The sequence below is a fragment of the Mycobacterium sp. genome (assembly GCF_049673265.1).
Taxonomy (GTDB): domain Bacteria; phylum Actinomycetota; class Actinomycetes; order Mycobacteriales; family Mycobacteriaceae; genus Mycobacterium.
The window spans coordinates 1-2,208 of record NZ_JBATXN010000431.1; the positions used below are offsets into that span (position 1 = coordinate 1).

The following is a 2,208-nucleotide window of genomic DNA, read 5'->3' on the forward strand; positions in this document are numbered from 1 at the left end:
CAGTACCACCATCCACGGCACTACCGCCCATTTCAAATCCTTCACCGCGTTCTCCTTCACGGTCGCGGCACGTGCTGGAAGAGAACCCAGCCTCCATTGTGTCGCTCATTCGGGTATCCGAACATGATGTCGTTCGATGAGCACCCGACCATCGGGGTCGAAGAGGAGTTTTTGCTTGTCGATGCCGCAAGTGGCGAACCGGTTGCTGCCAATCGAGCTGTCGCGCGAGAGGCGCGCGATGCTGGAGTCGAATTGCAGCTCGAATTGACCAGCTGTCAGGTCGAGACGACGACGCCGACTTTGGCTAGCACGGCCGAACTGGCCTCAGAGCTGAGCCGCCTTCGGCAGATCGCGGCGCGGTCAGCCGCCGCCCACGGCGCGCGACTTTTGGCAGTCGGGTTGCCGCGGCGGTGCCGCACGGGTTCCCGGTCACCGACACCGCGCGATACCGCCGGATCGCCGAGAACTTCGGCATGATCGCCCGCGAGCAGGGCATCTGCGGCTGCCACGTACACGTCGCTGTAGCCGACCGGGAGGCGGCCGTCGCAGTCAGCAACTATCTGCGGCCATGGCTTCCGTTGCTGCTCGCGCTGACCGCCAACTCGGCGGTCTACCGCAACGCGGAAACAGGATATGCAAGCTTTCGCAGTGTCCTGTGGGCTCGCTGGCCCAGTGCAGGCCCGCCGCCGTATTTCGACTCGGTCGACGAATACGACGCGGCGGTGCAGATGCTCCTGGACACCGGCGCGGTGCTCGACGAGGGAATGGTCTATTGGGATGTCCGCCTATCGGCGAGCTTTCCGACCATCGAGGTGCGAGTAGCCGACGTGCCATCCACGGTGGCCGAAACGGTGTTGCTGGCCACCCTAATTCGCGCGGCTGTGATGACTGCGTTGGATGATCGGCGCCGCGGGGTCACGCCGGACCGGCTGGTGTCTGGCGCTCTGCGCGCCGCCTACTGGAAGGCCGCGCGCGACGGGCTCGCCGGGCGCGCCGTCGACTTGACGGGCAACCTTCGGTCTGCGTTGACACGTGAACTGCTAGCAGGATTTCTTGAGCGGCTGCGTCCCGCGCTGGAAGCACTCGGCGAATACCGCGCCGCGGCCGAGCAGTTGGCCCGCCTCGTCGAGATGGGCAATGGTGCGATCCGGCAAGTTCGAGCGTTGCGGCAGCGCAATGACATTGACGACGTAATCGCCGCCGCAGCCGCATTAACACTGGAGTGATCAGGGCCCCGGCGCGCGTTAGCGACTCCTCTGCGCATCCCAAATCCGTTGTGTCTGCTCGTTGATCGATGGGTGGTGGATTTCCTGAAAGTTTCGTCCGTCCCGACGGAATGTGGCAATGACAGCGGCGGGCATATCCGGTTCCAGGATTGGCGTGGACAGCCACTCGCAGGCGGGTACATGCACCAAATCCACCCCCGCTGCGGTTTCGTCGGCGTCGTAGAAGTATGGCCCGGAGATGCGGCCCAACCAGAACCAGCCGTCGGTGTCGCGGGTCCACACGAACGAGCCTTCGTTGAGCTCGGCGAATCGGGCGACCCGACGGGCCAGCCGCTCTTGCTCGGCCGACCGACTCACGGATTGCCCGAAGCCGCACAGGCCGAGCCGGCGAGCGCGGTCGATGGTGGCTTGGAGTTCGACGGCATCGTTGCGGGATCGCATCGGCGCGCGGTAGACGGCGACCATGAGTGACATCGTGCCTCGGTGCTCTCGGCGGCGCATCGGTGTCGGTCAGCGCAACAAATGTACTGATCGGCTCGGTTACGTCAAGATTAATTTGTGGGATTTCGGCGTCTCGGCTGTTTTGACTGAGATCGATTGGCGGGCCGTGTCATAAACCGAAGTCTCCAATTTGCCGGAAGAATAGGCCGGTATGGCAGAAGACCTGCTTTAGGCTGGCCCAGCGCAATCCAACATAGCCGCAGCAAACACACCGCCTACGGCAAAGTCTACGTTTGACGCACGTCAGGACATACGTCATCCTCGGCAGAAGTTATCCTCGAGGCTTTGCCCACCCGCATTTCGGCGTGCTATTACACAAAGATGCAATTGCGAAAGCGAGGGTGGCGTATACCCCTTTTCGTGGTTCGGAAACTCTATTTTTGTGGTGATTCATCTCACAAACCGGACTATTGTATGCCCGTCTCACACGCGCTACCGTCTGCCACGGCGGCCATCTGACGTGCATATATGTGGCCTCCGT

The 2,208-nt window shown here is 62.5% G+C and carries 1 protein-coding gene and 1 pseudogene; one reads left to right on the plus strand and one right to left on the minus strand.

Annotation, left to right across the window (positions count from 1 at the left end; translation table 11 throughout):
- Positions 1–123 precede the first annotated feature (123 nt).
- Positions 124–1,226, plus strand: a pseudogene (locus WBF82_RS15030) (glutamate--cysteine ligase).
- A gap of 18 nt (positions 1,227–1,244) precedes the next feature.
- Here WBF82_RS15030 and WBF82_RS15035 read toward each other — a convergent pair.
- Positions 1,245–1,691, minus strand: a complete 447-nt coding sequence (locus WBF82_RS15035; RefSeq protein WP_424383792.1) for a GAF domain-containing protein — start codon at positions 1,689–1,691, stop codon at positions 1,245–1,247.
- Positions 1,692–2,208 lie beyond the last annotated feature (517 nt).

Coding starts and splice junctions, on each gene's coding strand:
- WBF82_RS15035 (WP_424383792.1), bottom strand. CDS start 1,691: ATGGTCGCCGTCTACCGCGCGCCGATGCGATCCCGCAACGATGCCGTC.